The organism is Fluviirhizobium alvei (assembly GCF_030551875.1).
Classification (GTDB): domain Bacteria; phylum Pseudomonadota; class Alphaproteobacteria; order Rhizobiales; family Rhizobiaceae; genus Rhizobium_E; species Rhizobium_E alvei.
This window is the reverse complement of record NZ_JAUOZU010000007.1, coordinates 145,029-166,877: the sequence shown is the minus strand read 5'-3', so window position 1 is coordinate 166,877 and position 21,849 is coordinate 145,029. Positions and strand designations below refer to the sequence as shown.

Annotated in this window: 19 protein-coding genes; 4 read left to right on the top strand and 15 right to left on the bottom strand. The window is 58.5% G+C overall.

Annotated features, from left to right (window positions below):
- Positions 1-177: 177 nt before the first annotated feature.
- Positions 178-1,410: a urate hydroxylase PuuD gene (locus Q4481_RS10120; RefSeq protein ID WP_304376238.1), complete on the top strand. Its 1,233-nt coding sequence runs from the start codon at positions 178-180 to the stop codon at positions 1,408-1,410.
- A gap of 16 nt (positions 1,411-1,426) precedes the next feature.
- Here the strand turns inward: Q4481_RS10120 and Q4481_RS10115 are convergent, their stop codons facing one another.
- Positions 1,427-2,455 carry a hypothetical protein gene (locus Q4481_RS10115; protein WP_304376237.1) on the bottom strand — a complete coding sequence of 343 codons (1,029 nt, stop codon included), beginning with the start codon at positions 2,453-2,455 and terminating at the stop codon, positions 1,427-1,429.
- A gap of 179 nt (positions 2,456-2,634) precedes the next feature.
- On the opposite strand from Q4481_RS10115, the gene guaD reads away from it, so the two are divergent.
- Positions 2,635-3,945 carry a guanine deaminase gene (gene guaD, locus Q4481_RS10110; protein WP_304376236.1) on the top strand — a complete coding sequence of 437 codons (1,311 nt, stop codon included), beginning with the start codon at positions 2,635-2,637 and terminating at the stop codon, positions 3,943-3,945.
- Positions 3,946-3,984: 39 nt separating this feature from the next.
- Here the strand turns inward: guaD and Q4481_RS10105 are convergent, their stop codons facing one another.
- From Q4481_RS10105 to aptA, 5 genes are all read right to left on the bottom strand, one after another.
- Positions 3,985-5,445, bottom strand: a complete 1,461-nt coding sequence (locus Q4481_RS10105; RefSeq protein WP_304376235.1) for a multicopper oxidase family protein — start codon at positions 5,443-5,445, stop codon at positions 3,985-3,987.
- 46 nt (positions 5,446-5,491) lie between these two features.
- Positions 5,492-5,869, bottom strand: coding sequence for a hypothetical protein (locus Q4481_RS10100; RefSeq protein ID WP_304376234.1), 378 nt, complete (start codon positions 5,867-5,869; stop codon positions 5,492-5,494).
- 94 nt (positions 5,870-5,963) lie between these two features.
- Positions 5,964-7,664, bottom strand: coding sequence for an adenine deaminase (gene ade, locus Q4481_RS10095; protein ID WP_304376233.1), 1,701 nt, complete (start codon positions 7,662-7,664; stop codon positions 5,964-5,966).
- Between the two features lie 101 nt (positions 7,665-7,765).
- Entirely contained in the window at positions 7,766-9,958 is a 2,193-nt protein-coding gene (locus tag Q4481_RS10090) for a methyl-accepting chemotaxis protein (protein WP_304376232.1), read from the bottom strand.
- Positions 9,959-10,192: 234 nt separating this feature from the next.
- Positions 10,193-11,521 (bottom strand): omega-aminotransferase AptA, encoded by a 1,329-nt coding sequence (gene aptA, locus Q4481_RS10085; RefSeq protein ID WP_304376231.1) that lies wholly within the window; start codon positions 11,519-11,521, stop codon positions 10,193-10,195.
- A 439-nt stretch (positions 11,522-11,960) separates the two neighbouring features.
- On the opposite strand from aptA, the gene Q4481_RS10080 reads away from it, so the two are divergent.
- Both Q4481_RS10080 and Q4481_RS10075 read left to right on the top strand, forming a co-directional pair.
- The gene (locus tag Q4481_RS10080) at positions 11,961-12,419 is read left to right on the top strand and encodes a PAS domain-containing protein (protein WP_304376230.1); all 459 of its coding nucleotides are present in this window, start codon (positions 11,961-11,963) and stop codon (positions 12,417-12,419) included.
- 34 nt (positions 12,420-12,453) lie between these two features.
- Positions 12,454-12,912: a PAS domain-containing protein gene (locus Q4481_RS10075; protein WP_304376229.1), complete on the top strand. Its 459-nt coding sequence runs from the start codon at positions 12,454-12,456 to the stop codon at positions 12,910-12,912.
- Positions 12,913-12,960: 48 nt separating this feature from the next.
- On the opposite strand, the gene Q4481_RS10070 is transcribed toward Q4481_RS10075, so the two are convergent.
- The 9 genes from Q4481_RS10070 to Q4481_RS10030 form a co-directional block, all read right to left on the bottom strand.
- Complete coding sequence (locus tag Q4481_RS10070; RefSeq protein WP_304376228.1) at positions 12,961-14,082, bottom strand: DUF2333 family protein; 1,122 nt, start codon at positions 14,080-14,082, stop codon at positions 12,961-12,963.
- A gap of 2 nt (positions 14,083-14,084) precedes the next feature.
- A complete protein-coding gene (locus tag Q4481_RS10065) occupies positions 14,085-15,374 on the bottom strand; it encodes a DUF6638 family protein (RefSeq protein ID WP_304376227.1) in 1,290 nt (429 codons plus the stop codon).
- A gap of 15 nt (positions 15,375-15,389) precedes the next feature.
- A complete protein-coding gene (locus Q4481_RS10060) occupies positions 15,390-15,659 on the bottom strand; it encodes a type II toxin-antitoxin system RelE family toxin (RefSeq protein ID WP_304376226.1) in 270 nt (89 codons plus the stop codon).
- Positions 15,643-15,876: a type II toxin-antitoxin system RelB family antitoxin gene (gene relB / locus Q4481_RS10055; protein WP_304376225.1), complete on the bottom strand. Its 234-nt coding sequence runs from the start codon at positions 15,874-15,876 to the stop codon at positions 15,643-15,645. Before relB ends, Q4481_RS10060 begins: the two co-directional genes overlap by 17 nt.
- A 59-nt stretch (positions 15,877-15,935) precedes the next feature.
- Positions 15,936-17,852, bottom strand: coding sequence for an AAA family ATPase (locus Q4481_RS10050; protein ID WP_304376224.1), 1,917 nt, complete (start codon positions 17,850-17,852; stop codon positions 15,936-15,938).
- A 119-nt stretch (positions 17,853-17,971) separates the two neighbouring features.
- Positions 17,972-19,117 (bottom strand): hypothetical protein, encoded by a 1,146-nt coding sequence (locus tag Q4481_RS10045; RefSeq protein ID WP_304376223.1) that lies wholly within the window; start codon positions 19,115-19,117, stop codon positions 17,972-17,974.
- 15 nt (positions 19,118-19,132) lie between these two features.
- On the bottom strand, positions 19,133-20,002 hold the full coding sequence (locus tag Q4481_RS10040; protein ID WP_304376574.1) for a prohibitin family protein: 870 nt from the start codon (positions 20,000-20,002) through the stop codon (positions 19,133-19,135).
- A 109-nt stretch (positions 20,003-20,111) separates the two neighbouring features.
- Positions 20,112-21,203 (bottom strand): coiled-coil domain-containing protein, encoded by a 1,092-nt coding sequence (locus Q4481_RS10035; RefSeq protein ID WP_304376222.1) that lies wholly within the window; start codon positions 21,201-21,203, stop codon positions 20,112-20,114.
- Between the two features lie 224 nt (positions 21,204-21,427).
- Positions 21,428-21,802 (bottom strand): c-type cytochrome, encoded by a 375-nt coding sequence (locus Q4481_RS10030; protein ID WP_304376221.1) that lies wholly within the window; start codon positions 21,800-21,802, stop codon positions 21,428-21,430.
- Positions 21,803-21,849: the final 47 nt, after the last annotated feature.

The following is a 21,849-nucleotide window of genomic DNA, read 5'->3' as shown; positions in this document are numbered from 1 at the left end:
GTTGCGGCGACATTGGCACCGCCGGCGAGATGAGACAACCGATCGGGTCTTCGCATCGTTAAATTTGCTTTGCCCGTCTCGCAAGGGCAGGTATTTGTTGACGATTGGTCCGCTGCCCATTGCGCTTCGGCGCAAGTGTGGTGATATTTTTCCGGGCGGAGAGAAACGGGGAACAGAATGTATGAATTTGCCATAGCCTGGGAATGGCTGGCCTTCGCGGTGCGTTGGCTGCATGTCGTGACCGCGATCGCCTGGATCGGCTCGTCCTTCTTTTTCATCGCGCTCGATCTGGGTCTGGTCAAGCGGCCCGGCCTGCCGGACGGCGTCTATGGCGAGGAATGGCAGGTCCATGGCGGCGGCTTCTACCATATCCAGAAATATCTGGTCGCGCCTTCCAACATGCCCGACCATCTGACCTGGCACAAATGGGAAAGCTACACGACCTGGCTTTCGGGCTTCGCCCTTCTGGCGGTCGTCTATTATGGCGGTGCGGATCTCTTTCTCATCGATCGCAATCTGCTCGATGTGTCGTCTAGCACCGCAATCCTGATCTCGATTGCGTCGCTCTCGATCGGCTGGATCTTCTATAACCTTCTCTGCAAGTCGCCGCTGGGCAAGAACACCTGGGGGCTGATGGCACTGCTCTATGTGCTCCTCGTCATCATGGCCTGGGGCTATACGCAGATCTTCACTGGTCGCGCCGCCTTCCTGCATCTCGGTGCCTTTACCGCCACCATCATGTCGGCCAACGTCTTCTTCATCATCATCCCCAACCAGAAGATCGTTGTCGCGGACCTGATTGCCGGCCGTACGCCCGATCCCAAACTCGGCGCCCAGGCCAAACAGCGGTCGCTACACAACAATTACCTGACGCTGCCCGTCATTTTCTTCATGCTGTCGAACCACTATCCGCTGGCCTTCGCCACGGAGTTCAACTGGATCATTGCCGCACTCGTCTTCCTGATGGGGGTGACGATCCGCCACTGGTTCAACACCGTTCATGCCCGCAAGGGCCATCCGCACTGGACATGGCTGGTCACGACGCTGCTGTTCATCGCCATCATGTGGCTTTCGACGGTGCCGAAGGTGCTCACCGATGCGCTTGAGACCAGCGAAGTGGCGCCGGCCTTTTCGCAATTTGCGAGCAACGCCCATTTTTCCAATGTGGTCGAGACGGTCTCCGGTCGCTGTTCCATGTGCCATGCGGCGGAGCCGGTCTGGGAAGGGATTGTGCGTCCGCCGAAGGATGTTGTGCTGGACAGCGAGGCGGCGATTGCCGCCCATGCGCGCGAGATCTATCTGCAGGCCGGCCGCAGCCATGCCATGCCGCCGGGCAATGTGACAGAGGTCACGCCGGAAGAGCGTGCCTTGCTCGTTGCCTGGTATGAAAGTTCCGTCGCCTCGAAATGAGGTGTGATCGTCGCGATCATGCGTTCAGATAGGCGGAGAAATCGCCCTCGCGGCGGTATCTGTGGAAGAAATCCTCGATACGCTGACGGTTGCGGCTGGTAATCTGCTCGCCGCGGCCGGCCACCGCCTTGTTGACATTGAGGTTCATGCCGTCTTTTTCTGAGAGGCCGACCGCGAGTTTGAGAATATCCCCCAGCGGACGTTTCAGCTTCTCGCCGATGCGCTGAGCCAGTTGCGTCTTGTCGCCGAGGATGTCGCGCTCATAGACGATCCAGAGCGGATCGACGAGGCCGCTCTTCTCGCAGGCCTGCCAGGTGGACATGTATTTCATGTACCAGGCCAGTTTCATATCGATCAGCACGTCGATCCGGTCATCGAAATCGCGCTCGAGATAGTCGCTCGGCATACCATATCGCATGAAGGGATTTTCGCGGCTGTTGGAAAGCGCGCGGCGGAAATGGTCGTCGTAACTGATCAGCGTATCGAAGATGTTGCGGACCGACAGGATCGGCACGACGTTGTAGAGCTTGAGATAATTGGCGGTCAGCGGCGTGCAGGCAATGTGATGCTGGGCATAGACCCCCTGCGGCAGCAGGCACGACCCCAGGAGCGCCATTTCATCGATATTGGCTTCGCGAATGGCGCCGCCGAAATTGACGTCGCCCATCGAACTTGCGGAATAGAGCGTCATGCAGACGCGGATGAGATTGAAGGCAACGCCGATCTTGTGCGAAACGAAGGTCGAGCCGGATTTCGGTGCCGAGGAATAGAGCACCTTCGTTGTCGTCGAGTTGGCGGCTGCGAGCCGGGCCATGGCGATGCATTTGCGATAGGCATCGGCATTGAAGACCTTGGTGGGATCGAGGCCATCGCGGGCTTCCGGCACGAAGAACGGGTTGATGGCATTGCCGGTGACGAAGAAATCGATCTTCTGCGGATTGTCGTTGGCATAATAGATGCTGTTGGCGATTTCGCGGCTGGCATCGAGCGCCGTCTGCTTCGATGCTTCCTGAATCAAGGCTTCTTTCGTGCGAATCGCGCTCATAGGGTCCATCCAAACAATCCAATCGCGAGACGCTAGGCGGGTCGGCTTGCCCGAGCCTATCATCGACACTGGGTATAATGCCCGGTGGAAGTTTGATCTTGAGATCGCCGATGCATTCACGCTATCGTTTTTCGACTTCCAAGACAGTTCAACCAAGACAGTTCAACCGGGATGATTTGATGACATCGACGCTGCTGCGGGCCCGCCTGCTTTCCTTCCGCGCCTTGCCCGAAGGGCTCGATGATCATGCCAGCTATCTTTATCTCGAGGATGGCGGCCTCCTGATCCGTGATGGTGTGATCGCCGATATCGGACCCTTTCCGGACGTGAAGGCGCGCGCGGGAGACGGGGTTTCCGTCATCGATCATCGGCCGCATCTCATCCTGCCGGGCTTCATCGATACGCATCTGCATTTTCCGCAGATGCAGGTGGTGGGCTCCTATGCGGCCAATCTTCTGGAATGGCTCAATACCTACACATTCGTCGAGGAGCAGAAGTTCGTCGATCCGGCGCATTCGGCGCGGATTGCCGTGCGTTTCTTCGACGAACTCGTCCGCCATGGCACCACGACGGCGGTCGCCTATTGTTCGGTCCACAAGGCATCCGCCGATGCCTTTTTCGCCGAAAGCCTGCGTCGCAACATGCGCATGATCGCCGGCAAGGTGATGATGGACCGCAATGCGCCCGAGGGCCTGCGCGATACGCCGCAGAGCGGTTATGACGAGACAAAGCAGGTCATCGCTGACTGGCATGGCAAGGGGCGGAACCATGTCGCGATTACGCCGCGGTTTGCCATCACCTCGACGCCGGAGCAGATGGAGATGGCGCAAGCGCTGGCGCGCGACTATCCCGACCTGCATATCCAGACCCATCTTTCGGAGAACCATGGCGAAATCGCCTTCACCCGCGAGCTTTATCCGCAGGCGAAGGACTATACGGATGTCTATGCTCATTATGGTTTGCTGGGGCCGAAGAGCCTGTTCGGCCATTGCATCCATCTGTCGGATCGCGAGGCCGATGCGATGAGCGAGACGGGATCGGTGGCGGTGTTCTGTCCGACCTCCAACCTCTTCCTCGGCTCGGGCCTGTTCGGCCTCAAGCGCTTGTCCCAGCGCGAGAAGGCGGTGCGAATTGCGGTGGCGACCGATATTGGTGGCGGCACCTCCTATTCGATGCTGCGCACGCTCGATGAAGGCTACAAGGTGCTGCAGTTGCAGGGCGAGCGGATGACGCCGCTCGAGAGCTTCTACCGCATGACGCTCGGCAATGCCGAGGCGCTCGGCCTGGCCGACAGGATCGGCACGCTCGAGATCGGTTCGGATGCCGATCTCGTCGTGCTCGACGCGCGTTCGACGCCGGCGATGGCGCTCAAGATGGAAGTGGTGACGACGCTCGCCGAAGAACTGTTCCTCATGCAGACCATGGGGGACGATCGTACGATCACGGAAACCTATGTTGCAGGTCGTCCTGCCAAGTCGGGCCTGATCTGATCGGAACGGCGACCCGCGGAAGCGGGCCGCCTTTTAGCCTCAAGCGACCGGCAGATGCACCATCATGCCGCTGACCATGTGGTAGAGATGATGGCAGTGGAAGGGCCAATGGCCCGGCTTGCCGGCATCGAAGGCGATCGTCAGCGTCTGCATCGGCGGAACGAGCACCGTATCGCGCAGTGCGCCCGAAAAGCGTCTGCCGTTGATGGCAACGACCTGGAAATCATGCCCGTGCAGATGCATGGGATGCGCCATCATCGACATGTTCATCATCGAGAACTCGACCCGCTCGCCGCCTTTCAGGGCAAGGTCCTCGATACCCATCATCTGCCAGCGATAGCTCATCATGTCGCCGGTCAGATGCACCATGGCCTTGACGTCCGGGGTCCGTTGGGCGAGGGGATTTGTCGCCGAAAGGGTCTGTTCCAACGCGAGGTCCAGTACCGGCCCTTTCTGATCCGCCAAAGCGCTGAGCCTGCCGATCATTGCGCCAGCGGTCGCCAGAACGATGCCGGTTCGCTGCGCAGCACCTTCCCGCAGAGCGAGGATAGGGAAGGCACCACCCGAAGATGGAACATCGAGGGCGAGATCGATCCGCTGGCCCATGGTCATCGGAAACAGATTGCCGGCAACGGGCGCAACGGGCTTGCCATCGACGGCCACGAGTTTCGCTGAAAGTGCGCCGGTGTCGATCGAGAAGGCGGTGGAGGAGGCGCCGTTGATGAATCTCAGCAGAACCCGGCCACCCTTTTCGACCTGATGGACCTCCGGATCATCGAGTGTACGGTCGTTGGCGAGATAGGCGTCATAGTCGATGTCGTTGAGATCCATGGCCATGGAGCCCATGGCACCCATATCCTGCATGTTGCCATGCATGTTGCCCATGGATTCTGACATTGCGCCCATATCCATAGTGCCCATGTCCATGGCGCCATGGTTCATGCCGTGATGCATGCCGCCGTTGCCGCCGGTGAGCTTTGCCAGCAGTTCTTCAGCCGGTGTGAACGAGAAATCGTGCAGAAGAACAACGATCTCCTGCCGGTCCGCCGTCCTGTCGTCCTGCGAATGGACGATCAGCGGTGCGGCTAGAAGGTTCTGCTCCTGCAGAGTATGGGCATGCATCCAGTAGGTTCCCGGGGCGTGAATCGGGAAATCATAGGCGCGTGTCTCGGCACCTTTGAGCATGGGCAGTGGATTGTCCGGCACGCCATCCTGCTCCACTGGCGGCAACAGCCCGTGCCAATGGATGATCGTCTCCTCTTTCAGACCATTGACGAGATCGACGGCAAAATCGGCACCAGGTTCTATCGTCAGACCCGGTTTTCCATCGGCGCCTGTCAGCCCATAGACGGTGGCGGCCCGTCCGTTCACGTCGAGTGTGCGGGTGCTGATGGTGAGTTTTTGTCTTTGGGGTGCGGCGTAGGCTTTGCCGAAGGGACTTGCAATGAAGGTGGATGCGGCAAGGCCGGTTGCGGCCGCCAGAAATTCGCGTCTGTTCATCGGATCGTTTCCTTGTTGCGAAAGCGCTGGAGAGCGCTGGTGCAGATCAGGCGGAAAGGGATCTTGGCGGATCGAACAGTGGCGGAACCACGCGACCGAGAAGTGTCCGCATCGGCTGCGGCGGCGCATGCCGGGTGAGCAGATTCGACGCGTTTTCGCCATCGAGGAGCGGCAGGGCGATCTTCGCCATCTGGCAGAGGAGCGAACAGAGGTCTTTCTTCAGAACATCGCCACGATCGGACTTATGGTGGGTGTCCGGCACCATGGCCATATCGTGTTTGGTCATAGAATGCGTATGGACGGATTCGGAGATCGCCGGATGGCTTTGCGCCTGGCGGCAATCGGCGGCAAAGCCCTGTCGCTGCGGAAGGATCGCAGCCAGCAGCATGGCAAACAGAACTATGAGAACCTTCAGTCGCTTCATGATATCCGCCACATCTCGTTCCACAGCATAGTCCGCGGCTGTCGACAGTCCAAGTCACAATTCCTTGAGGCGCACAACGGGCAGATCTCCTGCCTCAGTACGGTCCGATCAGTTCGAACCGGTCGACATCCACCAGCCCCTTGTCGGAGATCTTGAGATGCGGGATGACTGGCAGTGGCAGGAAGGCGAGTTGCAGGAAGGGCTCTTCCAGTGTCGAGCCCAGCGCATAGGCCGCCTGCCGCAGATGGTGCAGGGTTTCGCGCACTTCCTCATAGGGGGCGAGACTCATCAGGCCGGCAACGGGCAGCGCGATTTCGCCCGTCACCTTGCCATTTTCCACCACGACGAAGCCGCCACGGATTTCGGAAAGCCGGTTGACGGCGACGGCCATATCCTCGTCGGACACGCCGACGACGCAGATATTGTGGCTGTCATGCCCGACGGTCGAGGCAATCGCACCTTTCTTGAGGCCAAAGCCCTGGACGAATGCCGTGGCGCGGTTGCCGTTCTTACCATGCCGCTCGACCACAGCGACCTTGAGGATGTCGCGGTCGAGATCGACGGCGGTCTGGTTGCCCGAAACCGGCAGCCGATAGCGCCGATGCTCGGTGATGATCTTGCCCGGCAGGACGCCGAGCACCGAACTGTCCGTATCACGGGCGGGGACCGTAAAATCGGCGGCCGTCACTTTCGGTGCATTGACGCTGTCGAGACCCACGGGTGCGACCGGCTTGCGGGTCGCAAAGAGTTCTTCATCCACCAGCCGTCCGCCGGAGATGACCTTGAGTACCCGGCAGGATGCGAGTTCATCGATGACCACGAGATCCGCGCGGCGTCCCGGAGCGACAAGACCGCGATCGGCGAGACCGAAGGCGCGTGCGGCCGAGACCGATGCGGCGCGATAGACGGACAGCGGGTCGGCCCCATGGGCGATCGCCCAGCGGATCATATGATCGAGGTGCCCTTGCTCGGCGATATCGAGCGGATTGCGGTCGTCGGTGCAGAGCGCGATGAAGGGCGACAGCCGTTCGGTGAAAAGCGGCAGAAGTGCTTCGAGATCCTTGGAGACGGAACCCTCGCGGATGAGGATATGCATGCCCTTGCGGATCTTCTCCAGTGCCTCTTTTGCCGAGGTGCATTCATGGTCGGTGCGGATGCCGGCAGCGAGGTAGCCGTTCAGCCCATAACCGGAAAGAAGCGGCGAATGGCCGTCGATATGGCTGCCCTGGAAAGCCTCAAGCTTGGCCATGCAGACCGGGTCCTTAGCGATTACTCCCGGAAAATTCATGAATTCGGCGAGGCCGATCACTTTCGGATGCTTGCGGAAGGGCAGGAGCCGCTCAATCGGCAGATCGGCGCCCGAGGTTTCCAGATGGGTTGCCGGAACGCAGGAGGAGAGCTGGACGCGAATGTCCATGATCGTCTCAAGGGCTGAATCGAGGAAGAACTGCAGACCTTCGGTTCCGAGCACGTTGGCGATCTCGTGCGGATCGCAGATCGCGGTCGTCACCCCATGCGGCAGCACGCAACGGTCGAATTCATGCGGGGTGACAAGCGAGCTTTCGATATGCAGATGCGTGTCGATAAAACCGGGAACCACGATCTGGCCCGAAATATCGATCTCGACCTTGCCGGCATAGGTTTCATAGGTGCCGACGATCCGGTCGCCGGAGATCGCGATATCCGATTCGATCAGTTCGCCCGTCACCAGATCATAGAAACGGCCACCCTTGAGCACGATATCGGCCGGTTCGCGTCCGGTTCCCTGGTCGATCATCGCTTCAAGTACGCTCATGCCCTGCTCCTGTTTACTGCTCCTGCCGACTGTATCGCTGTCGGCAGGAGAGGGGAATATGCGAGGGTGATGATCGGCAAATGGTTTCAGTTGCCGTACCGTCAGGCCGCATTCCTGGCAGCGTGTCGATGGGTGCCGGTTGCGGTTCCCGAAAGCTGGAACCGGCCGATCTGGTCGCTAAGATACTGGCTTTCGTTGGCAATCGAATGGGTCGCCGCATTGCTCTCCTCAACCATCGCTGCATTGCGCTGGGTGAGTTGATCCATCTGCCGGACGGCCGAGGAAATCTCCGAGATTGCACCGGCTTGCTGACGGGATCCTTCGCCGATCGTCATGATCTCCTTGTCGATGGCGAGAATGTGGGACCGGATCTCATCCATGGTACGACCGGAGTTCTGGACGAGATCGACCCCCTTCTCGATGGCCTGCACAGAGTTCTGGATCAGGGTCTTTATTTCCCGGGCGGCAGAAGCGGAACGCTGGGCCAGTTCGCGGACCTCCTGGGCCACAACGGCAAAACCCTTGCCGGACTCGCCCGCACGCGCGGCCTCGACACCGGCATTCAGCGCCAGGAGATTGGTCTGGAAAGCGATTTCATCGATGACACTGATGATCTGGACGATCTGGCCCGACGATGTCTGGATGCGCGCCATGGCGTCGACCGTTTCAGAAGTAATCTTGCCGGATGTTTCTGCAGAGGTGCGCGCATCATTCGTCATCGATGTCACCGTGCGCATGCGCAGATTGGTTTCATCGAGCGTTGCCTCGACCTCCGTCAGCGCAGCGGAGGCTTCCTCCAGCGAAGCCGCCTGGCGCTGGGTCCGTTCGGCGAGATCGTCGGCGCCGACGCGCAATTCGGAGACGCCATTCGTCAATGTCACAACAGTCGAGGCGACGGTCTGCATCGTATCCCGCAGACCGCGCATCGAATCGTTGAAGGCCTTTCTCAATGGCTCCAGTTCCGGCATGAAGGGCGGCGCGATTTCATAGGCAAGATTTCCTCTGGAGAGATTACCCAGACCTTCGCCGATATGGGTGACAGCAAATTCGACCTGAGATGCCCGCTGTGCCTCTGCGGCATAGCGCTTCTGATCGTCCTGCCGCTGTTGCTCGGCAACCAGACGCCGGGCTTCCTCATCCTCGCGGGCTTTTCGGGCATGGTTGTCGAGGCACTGGATGATCGCGCGGATCAGGCGGCCGATTTCATCCCGGGCATCGGTCGCTTCAAGCGCATCGGCTGCCTCTTCCCTTGCATGCTGCTCGACAATGTTCAGCGTCCGGCGCAGCGGGCGAACCACGGTTACCAGAGTGCCGAAGGCAAGTGCGAGCGTAATCAAGGTCGAAAGTGCCGCGACAATCGTCGAAACGATCAGTGCCTCAGTCCGTTCGGCGGCGATCTTTTCCGACGCGGCACGGATTTCGGCGAGTTCGGCCAGCGCTGCCTCATGGATGAGGTTGATGCGGGCCGTGGTTTTCTCGAACCATGTCTTTGCGTCGAGACCGTCGAAGGACTGGGTCCCGTCGTTGCGGAGCAGCTTCATCCGATATTCGTCCACGAGCGCGCTGTCGGCATTGCCGTGGAGTTGTTGCAGTTTGCCGGCCATAAGGCTGCCATCGAGCTTTCCGAATTCGCGAAGCAGCGTCTCTTCGCCGCCGGAAAGCTGGGCGAACGGCAGATACTGGTTTTCCGGTACTTTTCCCGCTGTGATGAAGCCATTGGCCAGACCGCGCTCCTGCCCGGCCAGTTCCTTCGCCAGACCGAGATAGAGAAAGGCATGCAGACGTATCGCAAGTTGATCCTCGGAGCCGGATGATACGAGCGTGCGCGTGACATTTAGTAACTCATCAATCAACCCAGTGTAGTAGTTGAATGACTGTGATGCCTTGATCGACAGTTGGTCGATCTGACTACGGAGTCCTGTGATCTGGCCTATGCTGTCGGCGATCTTTCTTGTTTGCTCTGGATCAAGACCCCACACCTGCAAGTCTTCCATAACCGACGTCAGGCCAGCTATGCTGGCGTCGGTTTTCTTGCGCACCGTCGCCAGGCTTTCTCGATTTAAAGCGCCTTTTGAGCCGATGAAACCAGCGCTTTGTCCACGTTCGGCCTGGAGTTCATGGATAAGGTGGCTGATGATTTCAATGTCGTGCGTCGCCGCTGTGATCCGTTTGGCGGCATTGTATGCCGCGCTCTCACGTTGGATCACTGTGAAAGACAGAAACGCAACCGCCAGAAGAGGAGCCAGACTCGCTATAATCAGGCGTGTCGAGATCGAGATGTTTGAGTAACGCATTTGCATACCTCCGATCCCGCGATGGTTGCATTTTGAAATAAATTTTCCCTTAATTATAAATGCAATTCTAATATTATGCTCGTTTTCCGCGAAAACGTCGATATGTCAAATGTTTGCACCCAATTGCCGTTACGGGTTTCGGAATTCTGGCGTCTTGAGAAAGAAGCAATTGGATCGCGCAAATGAAAACGGCGCCCGATCGAGCGCCGTTCCATGTCGAAAACCCGATGGTGATCAGATGTTGTTCATCAGAACCTTGCGCAGCTTGGCAAACAGTTCGTCGATCTGGGCCTTCGTGATGATGAGCGGGGGCGACAACGCAATGATATCACCGGTGGTGCGGATGAGAAGTCCATCTTCATAGGCCTTGAGGAAGGCGTTGAAGGCGCGCTTGGTCGGCTCGCCATCAATCGGCTTCAGTTCAATGGCGCCAATCAGGCCGATATTGCGGATGTCGATGACATTCGGGCAATCGGCCAGCGAATGAAGCTGCTCTTCCCAGTAGGGGGCGAGTTCAGAAGCGCGGGTGAGCAGTCCTTCGTCGCGATAGGTATCGAGTGTACCAAGACCGGCTGCCGAAGCGATCGGGTTGCCGGAATAGGTATAGCCATGGGCGAACTCGATCAGATGCTCCGGACCGGTCATGAAGGCGTCATGAATCTCGGCGGTCACGAACACGGCACCCATCGGAATGACGCCGTTGGTCAGGCCCTTGGCGGTGGTGATGATATCCGGCTTCACGTCGAAATATTGCGAGGCAAACGGTGCGCCGAGGCGGCCAAAGCCTGTGATGACTTCGTCGAAAATCAACAGGATGCCATGCTTGGTGCAGATTTCGCGCAGGCGCTGCAAGTAGCCCTTCGGCGGAATGAGAACGCCGGTGGAGCCAGCAACCGGCTCGACGATCACGGCCGCGATGGTCGAGGCATCATGCAGGGCGACGATACGTTCGAGTTCGTCTGCCAGTTCCGCGCCATGCTCCGGCTGGCCCTTGGTAAAGGCATTCTTGGCGAGAAGATGAGTGTGGGGAATATGATCGACGCCGGTCAGCAGGGTGCCGAACATCTTGCGGTTGCCGACGATGCCGCCGACCGACATGCCGCCAAAGTTGATGCCGTGGTAGCCGCGTTCACGGCCGATCAGGCGGAAGCGGGTGCCCTGACCCTTCACACGCTGATAGGCGAGTGCGATCTTCAGCGCAGTATCGACCGATTCCGAACCCGAGTTGGTGTAGAAGACATTCGCCATGCCTTCCGGCGCGATGTCGATAAGGCGGTTTGCCAGTTCGAAGGCTTTGGGATGTCCAAGCTGGAAAGCGGGTGCATAGTCCAGTTCACCGGCCTGTTCGCGAATGGCTTCGGTGATCTTGGGGCGGCAGTGACCGGCGTTCACACACCAGAGGCCAGCCGTGCCATCGAGCACCTGGCGGCCGTCATGGGTCTGGTAGTACATGTCCTTGGCGCCAACGAAGAGCCGGGGCTCCTTCTTGAACTGGCGGTTGGCGGTAAATGGCATCCAGAACGCCCGCATATCATTGGGCGTGGTATTCATGCGGTTGGACATTATATTCTCCGGAAGGTTTTCGGCTATTCGTTCGACGCCGCTGATCCTTTTGAAAGCGATCGTGGCGTTTGGCGGTAGCCGTTTAATAGCATCAGACTAGCAAGCGCGCGATGGCGGTCAAGGCGCCGAAAATAATTTCATAAGAGATCACAGGAATTGATTCTGCCAGCCAGACGCAAGACTCGTGTGGTTGAAGGAATGTGAGGAAAAGCTTGAATGGCAGGCCGGGGCAATGGACTGCATCGAAAGCGCTCCTCTGCTATCCTACAAGCTCCGTTTCCCAATGACCGGGGAAGCGGAGCTTATTGGTTGTAGATAGCTCTAATTCAACCGAAAGAATGCGAGAGTCTCGATTTCCGTTGATTTTTGTCAATGATTTCTGCTGCTGCTGTGCTAGACACGATCCATATAGAATTGGCGATCTGTGGCGGAGATTTTTTTGGAACTGCATCTCGACGATAGTCTCAAGACCGACGGACGGGCAGATCGTCTTCGCACTGGTGTCAGCGATGCCGAACTCATCGAGCTTGCGTCGAGTTTCAGGCGTTTCGGCTTCTGGCGCGCCTCGCTGGATACCGGCCATTGCTACATGTCGGGAGTCCTGTGCGGTATTTTCAACCATCCGCTAACATCGGGACCGATCGACCAGACAACCATTCGCAATTCAATTCACCCGGATGATGTCGCAATCGTTTATGGCACCATGGAGGAAGCGGCGAGAGAACGTTCGTCTGGCCATGTGATCTATCGTGTCCGCTCTGACGATGGTGGCTACAGGCCTGTCCGGACGGTCTATGCCGTGCGTGAACAGGAGGGTTCCGCCGGTGAAATCATCGGCATTACCTACGATCTTTATGTCAAGCAGCCCACACTCGTCATGGTGGAACCCACATCCTGACCGGTTGGATAAATTCGGGAGCGGCGCTGACTGTTTGGCGCAAGACCATTGGAGCGAGATATTGAAACTGGATTTTGTGGCTGGTTTTGACAGCAGTCAGGATTACTCTGACCTTGAGCTCTCAACTGCCGAGGTTGCTGATCTCATCACCGCTCATCGCGCCTATGGGGTCATCCGTTTCGACGTGGCCACTGGCGGCCTGTTCTACTCGGAAGATGCCTGCAATATTGTCGGCATTCCCCCGACCGAAGGATCAGTGAATGTGGCGGATCTCTTGCGCCATACGCATCCGGACGATGTCCAACTTGTGTCTTCAGCCTTTCCCGCCGCGATCCGCTACAAATCGGGTTTCCACGCGATCTTTCGCTATCAGCGCGATGGGGAATACCGCTTCCTGCGGATCGTCGCAAAATGGCGCGACGGAGGGGATGCCGGCGAACTGATCGGTGTCATCTACGAATTTTACGATCACCTACGCGTTGCCGGCATGTGATACCAAGCGGTTCCTATCATCGACGCTTGGTATGACGCCCCGGATCGCTTAGCGATCTAGAACGTCGCGGACTTCGATCAGGTTTGAACGCGCCCGCAGGATATAGAAGCCCTGGGTGGCAAGATGCGTCGGCATGATCCAGCCATCTTCCCGACCGTTCGAGATGATCGCGGGCTGAATGTTCAAGGCCGCCCGGAACTGGGCCAGCATGCCGGTCCAGAGGGCGCCGACATTCTTTTCGGCGATGGTTCCTGAGAAATCGGTGCGGGCTGCCGACAGGATGCCGTAATAGCCATAGAGCTGGCCATAGGCGAACCAGAAGCGGTCATCGGCGCGGGTATCGAACCAGCCGGCATTGTAGTTTTCGGAGCGCTCGCGCAGGATTGCGGAGGTGCTGCCGAGGTCGTTGGCGATCCGGTCGAGGAATTCGAGCAGGTTGTCCGCGCGACCGTCAAAGGTGGCCTGGCAGGAAGCCAGTTCGGTATTGAACTTCCGCAGTTCGGTAATCGCCGTGCGATAGGTGCTCTGCGAAGTCGGGGGGAAGCCAAACGGCGAGAAATTGATGTACCAGGCCGATTCCGAATATTGCATCGCTTCGCGCGCCGTCTGAAGCGTGCGATTGATGCCGGAGGTGCCGCGGACGCGGGCGAGTGCTTCAACCAGCTCTACGGACGTCCGGCGGATGGTCTGGTTGACGCCGCGCTGGAACGAGGCCTTGTTATCGAGCCAGGGCGTATTGTCCCAGTCCATCCCGAACAGGCCCATCTTGTAGAGCGGCGACGATGAGATCCAGGTATTCTGGTTCACTTCCATATCGATGAGGTCAGCCGTGACTTCGACGATTGCCGAAGTCGTGCAGGTCAAAGGCGTGCCGGTGTCGGATTTCGTCAACTCGAACCCGGCGGGGTTCTTGCGCTGCTCAAGCTTGTATTTCGCGACATAATCCGGGTCAAATCCATACCAGACCTGGGTCTGGTAGATGAAGAAGCCATAGGCTACCATAAGAAGAACGACAATCGCTCCGACCACGATCTTCAGGATGGCGCCGCGCGAAGCATACCAGCGGCTGGCGCTGAGGAAGGGAAACAGGATCCAGGCAATCACGATGCCGACGCCGCGCCCGATCGCGCTGAAGATGCCCTGTATGAATGCGATGATCGGATCAAGCATGGTCAGTCCTCATTGATGGCGTACAGGCGGCGGCGGAATTCGCGCTTGTCTTTCAGATATGTTCTTTCGAGCGTCTTCACAACGTATTCGCGGAACTTTTCGTCGTAGCGCTCGTAGCTATCGTAGAAGCCCTGCTTGTCGAACACGAAGCGCGAGACGAAGTCGAACGGGATCATCTGGGAAATCAGACGATTGACCAGCCAGTGATCGGGATGGCGCGCATCGGCGCGGATCAAAAGGAAACGCAGGCGTGCCGGCACATCCGGCATGCGGATCTGGCCGATCGAAGTCAGTTGCCGGTACATCTCGTTCAGGAACGGAAAGCTGCCTTCGGCGCTCACCAGGCCGGCATTGAGATGGGCCCAGGTCTGCAGCCATACAGCATCGGCCTTGTCAGGATCGAAATCGGGTTGCTTTTCGCGCGCAAGACCGATGAGGGTCATGGTCATACGGTGCTGGTAGAGGCCGGAATCCAGCACCCACGACGCCTGCGGCAGATCGATGCGCTTGGTGCGGGCGAGAAAGCCGTAGATCGTCTCATAGTCGTTTATGTCGATATAGGAGACCTGCCAGGGCCGCGCCTTGCGAAATCCGGGCACGTCGGAACGGCAGATCACCGTTGTGTTGCGTCCGTCATGAAACACATAGACGCCGCCGAAATGATTGGCCCAGAAGGCATCATGGCGGAAAACCAGCTGATCGGGAACCAGCGTGTTCTGCCGGATGTCGCCTGTCTGTTTCACCAGGTCGACCATCCGGTTCAGGAGCTCGTCGTCGCGCCAAGCGTCCGGTTGGGACTGCACGCGATCGGCCAGCTGGCGCAGTTCCGCGGCCTTGCCGAGAATGTCGTCGGCAGAATAGACCTTGAAATTCACCTCGTTGATCGACAGCAGATCCTCGATATGGTCGACTTTAGCGACCGTATCCTCGATCTCGCCGTAAAGCGCATCCTTGATCGTCACGGCAGAGATGGCGCGCGCATTGGCCGTGAAGAATTCATGCATCAGCCCGGCCGTATTGGAAAAGCTCGTATGGACGACGGGCAGGTTCTCCTGCTCGGGTGTCAGGATGATGAAACGGCGGTTGACCTTGTTGGGGTCGAGATAATCCCAATCGCCAAGTTCGGCGGCGATCTGCGGCGAAAAGCCGGTCATGTCGATATCGAATTCGGCAAGCGCGGTTTCCCGGAGCCCGAACCCCTTGAGTGCCTTGTTGTAGCGCGCAATCAGATGGGGTTCGTTCACGGTCAGCAAACGTCCGTAAATCAGTTCTGCTTCAAGAAGTCGTTCCATGCGGTGCTTGCTGCTTTATTTGTAGATGTCGCGGCGGTGGCCGAGTTTGATAACGAGGATGACGAGGCGTTGGTCTTCGATCCTGCAGATGATGCGATAGTCGCCAACTCGATACCGCCAGAGATTTGCAAATTGCTTCCCAACGAGTGCCTTGCCGAGCCGTCTTGGATTCTCATCTTTGGCAACGCGTTCGCGCAGATGTTTTAGAATTCGTTTGGCGTCGTCAGGCGCCAGTTTTTCCAGTTGTTTTTCGACGCTGCTGTCGAGCTCAATTGCCCAAACCAAGCCGCCGCTCCACTTCCTCCAGCGAATAAGTCCTGCTTTCGCCGGACTCAATCTTTCGAAGAACCTCTTCTGCTACTGTCACGTCGTCCAGATCCTCAAGATAGTCGAGAATGGCCTCCGAAATGATGTCGTCAGTAGAAAGACCACTGGATGCGGCGAGGTTGCGCAATCGCTCATAGACCTCATCAGGCAGTTGGATCGCGGTTTGGATTGTCATGATCAGACCTTTCGGAACAGATGCTTACAAAGCTACCTTATTTGTAACTACCCCGCAAATCAGCCATTCCACCGCCCATCCTTCCGCATCGCCTCGATTTCGCGGATCGCCCTTTCGCGCTGGCGTTCACGGCGAATGATGTCGTTGACGGCCACATCGTCGGATTTGTCGGTGTAGCGGAATTCGCTGTCGGCGTAGCGGTTGATCTCCTGCAGGATCATATCGATGGTGATCGGGCCGCGCAGTTCGGCGATCATCGCTCTCTTGTCATCATAGGACTTGTGCATGAAGGCTTCCGGGGTCTGGAACCATTCGTCCGGCAACTCGACATCCATCGCCCGCATCTTGATCGCATCGGTGATGTTCTTGATGGCGCGACCGGTGAAGCGCGGTTCGGCCTCGCGGATCATATGCAGGTAGGTGCCGACATCGGCGATCGTCTCGAGATGGCCGACTTCCTTCTGGAAGCGTTCCCAGACGGTCATCAGCCCTTCTTCCTTCGGCGTCTCATGCGCCTCGTAGCTGGTCGCGATTGCCCGCTTTATCTCCTGGTTGGCATAGAGCTGGTGCTCGCCAAGCGGAATCGAATGGTTCTTGCCGGCGAGCAGCGCGAAAATGTCGATATAGTCGTCGCGGCTTTGCGGGCCATCGACCAGCCAGCGGGCGCCGGCGCGCTGGCGCAGTGCGTCGTCGACATTCTCCGGATAGTTCGAGAACATGCCGAACGTGGCGTTGCCGCGGACGACGGTCGAGGCGCCGGCGAAACTTTCCATCAGAACGGCGGTCACTTCCTGCTGGCCGGCCGAAGCGCGGTCATCCGAACGTTTGGCGGCGACCTGATCGACATCGTCGATGGTGCCGAAACCGATCGCCTTCGGATTGAGGATGTTGTTGATGAATTCCTTGCAGTTCTGGCCCGATTTGCCCTGATAGGAGGAAATCTGGTCGACGCCGAAATTCTCATAGTGGAAGGCATAGCCTGCCACCTGGCAGTAATCGTTGATCAGGCCGGCGATCATCTGAATCAGCGTCGTCTTGCCGGTGCCGGGCATGCCGTCGCCGATGAAGGTGAAGAGGAAGCCGCCAAGTTCGACGAACGGGTTCATCTGGCGCTCGAAATCATAGGCCATGATCATCTTGGCGAGCTTCATGCCCTGGTATTTGGCAATGTGGTTGCCGATAACTTCTTCCGGCTTCTTGAAGCTCATCACTAGCGGCTTGCGCTTCTGGCCCGGTGCGACATCGAAGCCGTTGAGGTCGAAGTCATCCTGTTCGATGCGGATATGGACATTTTCGAACGCGGCGAGACCGGTAAAGCGCGCCTTGCGCGACACGAGGCCCGCTATCGAACCGCGAGCGAAGGCGCGTGCGCGGCTGATGAGCGCCAGATCGTCGGGAGCGCCGGCGATGGCGCGGTCGAGACCGGCGACCATGCTCTTGAGTGCATCCTGCGCCGTATCGAAAAGGTAGTCCGGCTCGGTGACATCTTCGGCCGGTTCGCCTTCGCCGGGCAGCGTGGCGCCGAGATAGGCGGCAAAGGTTAAGGCTGCCACATAGGCGGCAGCCGCCAGCAGGCCCTTGAAGTTCTCCGCTTCCGGCCCCGAAAGCGGGCTCGATGCGTTGCGCGATTGCAGGGTTTCCAGGTTGGTCTGGCGCCCGAAGACATCAGCGACTGCCAGCCCGACCATGATGGCGCGGCGGGCGCGGAAGAGCAGGCTGTGCTGGTTGGGTGACAGCATCTGATCACCGGCGCGCACCGACTGGATGGTCCGGACAAGTTCGACCTCGCGCGTGCGCCGCATGCCCGATGTCGTGACCGTCGAGACGAAGCGGCGACCGGTGCCGGCAAGGGCGGTGCCGGTGGGACCTCCATCGCTTTCGAGCACGACGAGTTTGGTCACGAAACTCTGCGCCACCGCCATGTGTTTTGCGATGTCATCTTCGGGAATGGTGGTCAGTCCGGCGTTCAGTGACATGGGTTCCTCATCGTGAAACTGTGAATTGAGGAGATTTCACCCCTCATCAAGCGGGTCCAGAATTCGATTTTCGATAACATCCTGGCCTAAGTTGGTGAGGGGGGCTCCTCCAGCGCCCCTCACACCGCACTCGTCACCTGGTTGCCGGAAATCACATGCACCTTGTAGCCGGCAAAGATCTGTTCGGCCTCGCCGGATGCATAGAGCGCCGTATAGGCTTCATGTGGAACAAGCGCATGTTTCTCGAAGGCGCTGACACCCATGCGCGCAGCCTCGAGATCATTGGTGTCGATATGGAATTCCTGTTCGGCCGGGGTCGAGGAGAAGAAGCCCTTGACCGCCGGTTTCTCGCGACGGGAAAACACTTCCTGCACCGTCCAGGTCAGAAGCCAGGCATTTTCCGCCTTTTTCACCCGCGACAGGATGCCGTTGATGACGGCATTGTTCTCGGTAATCCCGGCCGAGTAGAACGGGCCGATGACGATGCGGCGCATCTGCTTGGGATGCAGCGTCGGAAAATCCTTGTCGAGATTGGTGGCAACCGTAATCGGCGACAGCGCATAGGACGAATTGCGGATGACGAAATCATCGAAACGCGGCGCCAGTTCCGGATTGAGCAGGCCGCCGACCGGCAGTGGCACCTCGATATCCTTGTTCAATTCACCGCGCCCGTCGACCAGCATCCGCACCATATTGTCGGAGGAATCTTCGATGCGGGCGACATAGATCATCGGCAGAGTTTGGCTGCCATCGAAGGCGGCCCAGTTGACGATGCAGACCGGTCGGCGCGTTTCGGGATTGACGGAGATGGCCGAGGTTTCGGGCAGGATAAAGGGCGAGAAGACCTCGCCTTTCACCACCTGCTCGAGATAGAGCCGTTCGGAAAGGCGCGACTGGATAGCGCCCGGGAAAGCCTTGTTGCGCAGAATGAAATCGACCATCTCGGCCTTGAGACGTGCGCTTTCCGGAATGGAGGCCAGACGTTCCGGCGCGGTCTTGCGATCGTTTTCCAGTTCCAGAACGTTCTGGAAAACAGGAAAGCCCGATTCCGCCCGCGAGATGCGGAACCTGTCCATGAAACCGATCTTGTTTTCCCAGCAGCCGATCGAGGTCTTCAGCCGGTCGACATATTTCATCACCAGTCCGGCGGTCAGGTCGCGGATACCGTTCGAGCGATTGAGATCGTCAAGATAGAGCTCAAGCCCCTCGAAGGCAGCGCGAACGGTCTGGAAATACTGCTGGACCGCGGGTTCGATCGCATTCATGTCTGCGAGACGCTCCTATTTCAGGCCGATGAAGGGCAGGGCGGAACCTGGCACCATGGTGTTGGGCAGTTTGCCGTCCCACTTTTCCGTCGCTGTCAGGCTGACGAGACCGGGATTGTCCTTGAGTGCCGCAGCCTTGGCCCGGATTGTGTCGGCTTCGGCCATGCCGCGGGCACGGATGATATCGGCTTCGGCCTGACCCGCGAGACGTGTGGCCGCCGCATTGGCTTCCGCTTCCGCACGAATGGCATCGGCCCGGGCGTTGGCCTGGGTCACGGTAATTTCGGCCTGAACCTTTTCACGTTCGGCATTCTGGCGCAGTTTCTGGACTTCGACTTCCGCCAGCATGCGGTTTTCGATCGATTGCTCATAGGCATCCGAGAAATCGATATTCTCGATCTGGACGCTTTCGATCACCACCGGCCCGGCAATGAACTTGCGGATGGCCTCTTCGGTCTCGGCATTCAGGCGTGCGCGTTCCTGTATGGCGGTGACGGCGTTGAAGCGGCCAAAGACATTCTTCATCTGCTCATAGACGCGCCGATCGATCAGGCGGCTGACGATGCCTTCCTCGCCACCATATTCGGCATAGATCTTAGCGACCTGGTCGGGTGGCAGGCGGTAGTTGACAGAAAGCGTCACTGAGGCCGGCTGCTGGTCGCGCGAATAGGTTGAGACATTCTCGTAGACCTGGGCCCGGCTCTGGACTGTGATCTTCACCACCCGGTCGATCAGCGGCAGCTTGAAGCCAAGGCCGGGGTCAGCGGTGCCAACGACTGCGCCGTAACGCAGGATGACGCCACGTTCGCCCTGATCGATCGTGTAGAAACTGCCGCCGAAAATGAAAAACAGGGCTGCGAGAACGATGACGATCAGGCCGAGCATGCGCAAGGGCCGGCGTCGCGCCTCGGCCGGTGCGGTGATTTGTTGGGGCATCGATACCTCCCGTGTGGTGGCGCTCGCCGATGCGAGGCCACCAAGCTTCCGGTTCTGCTTACGAAGGTTTCACGTAGTTGGCGGAATTGTGCTTGTCGAGCACGGACTGGAATCGACGTGCGAAGGCATCGTCTGCCAGCTTCTTGCGGCGCTGGATATCCTGTGTCGCGAGCATGTTCTTCTCATGCATTTCGAGAAGATCGCCGATATGACGCTGCGAAGCGGCACCGATGCCGGCCATCGTCTCTTCCGCCGCCGTATCGACCTGGCTGCCGAGGGTATTGATCTTGTGGGCGACATCCTGCTGAGCCGCGGTCTTCAACGAATCCTCGAGCGCCTTGTAGAGCACGATGCGCTGCTCGGTATCGATCGTCAGCTTGTTGATCAGCGTGTTCTGGGCGGCCAACTGGTTGTTGAGCGAATCGACGAAGGTCTGGAACATCGAGGTGTAGCGCTCGAGCGTCTGGCTCTCGGCGAGCAGTTCCTGCTCCTTGGCCTGCTTTTCGTTGTACTCGGTCGCAAGCTTGGAGCGTTCGGCCTCGAGGTCAGAGCGAGCAATCTGGTCGGTGGTGGCCGCAATCTTGTTCTCGATATCGAGCAGCAGGGGATTGAGCTCCTCGATCCGCTTCTGGACGGCTTCAAGATTGGTGATCGTGTTCTTGCGGCGCTGGATCACCTGGATGAGGTTGGTCTCGGAGGATTTGTAGCGGTTCTCGAGGATCGACTTCTGCTCTTTCAGCATACCGACGATCGTGTCGGACTTGGCAAGCAGTTCTTGCAGGTTGCCGGCCAGCGACATGTTGCGAACGCGTTCGGTGCGCATGCGCTGGGCGCTCTGCTTGGAGAAGATGCCGACGAACTTTTCCCAGCCGGTCTGACCCTTCATGCTTTCGAATTCGCTGCCGAATACGTTGGTCGCATCTTCGAGGCCGATGATCAGATCGGCAATATTGCCTTCCATGACCTTCTGCTGGTTGATGACATCCTGGATGCGGGCATTTTCGATGTCAAAATTGACATCGCCGATCTTGGCATCGGCCTGCGCGAACTTGTCGAGAATTCCCGTCGACTGGTCGAGCTTGCCGCGCATGTCGGAAACGATCGAGCGGGTTTTTTCGATTTCGGCATCGAAGGACTGAAGCGTGGCCATATTTTTCCCCTGGGATCGCGCATTCTGGCGCGGTCGGTTGAGACAATTTCGTTCGCGACGACAATAGCCGGTTTGAGGTTTTTTGAAAGCCTCAACCGAAGTTCCTGCCGCAGACGCAGTACATTTGGTGCTCAATTGCCAACGCGCAAGGGCGGGCCTTTATTCACATAAAAATAGCGGACATGCCGGAGCATGCCCGCTCGAGAAAAGACCCGACAGATCTATCACTTGGCCTTGGACGGGTCCTTGAGATAGGTGATGACGTTGACGATGTCTTCGGGTTTCTTGAGGCCGACGAACGCCATCTTGTTCTTCGGAACAGCCTTTTTCGGGTCGGCGAGGTAGGCGGTCAGGTTCGCTTCGTCCCAGACCTTGCCGTCAGCGCCGTACTCGATCATGGCCGGGGAATATTTGAAGCCCGCTTCGGTCGCGACCTTGCGTCCGACAACGCCGACCAGCGCCGGGCCGACCTTGTTCTTGGCTTCGGTCGCGGTGTGACAGGCCATGCATTTCTTGAAGACGGTCGCACCGGCCTTGGCATCACCATCGGCATGGGCGGCACCGGCGAGGCTGAGGGCCGCGCCTGCAATCATAAGCATTCTGATTTTCATCCGTAGTCCTTTCCTGGAACCTCCGCATGCAAAGC